The sequence below is a fragment of the Neisseria sp. HMSC078H04 genome, assembly GCF_001838135.1.
Taxonomy (GTDB): Bacteria; Pseudomonadota; Gammaproteobacteria; order Burkholderiales; family Neisseriaceae; genus Neisseria.
This window is the reverse complement of record NZ_KV835851.1, coordinates 14,285-14,572: the sequence shown is the minus strand read 5'-3', so window position 1 is coordinate 14,572 and position 288 is coordinate 14,285. Positions and strand designations below refer to the sequence as shown.

The 288-nt window shown below is 44.8% G+C and carries 1 protein-coding gene; it reads left to right on the top strand.

The features are described 5' to 3' along the window. A partial coding sequence (locus HMPREF2560_RS11355) for a hypothetical protein (RefSeq protein ID WP_070873819.1) occupies window positions 1-240 on the top strand: 240 nt, incomplete at its 5' end. Window positions 241-288 lie beyond the last annotated feature (48 nt).

The window sequence follows — 288 nt, the reverse complement described above, 5'->3', positions numbered from 1 at the left end:
GCACTGCGAAATGAGAAAGGGAGCTACAACAAGCCGCGCTTGTATGTTTGGCTGTACCGTATTGTAGCACTGCGAAATGAGAAAGGGAGCTACAACACGTCCCATAAATTGAAGCTCAAACCGACTATTGTAGCACTGCGAAATGAGAAAGGGAGCTACAACGCCATTTTTACTCCAACGCATTCAGAGTTTATTGTAGCACTGCGAAATGAGAAAGGGAGCTACAACAACAATAAATGACGTCGCCAATCTTTTAGGATTGTAGCACTGCGAAATGAGAAAGGGAGC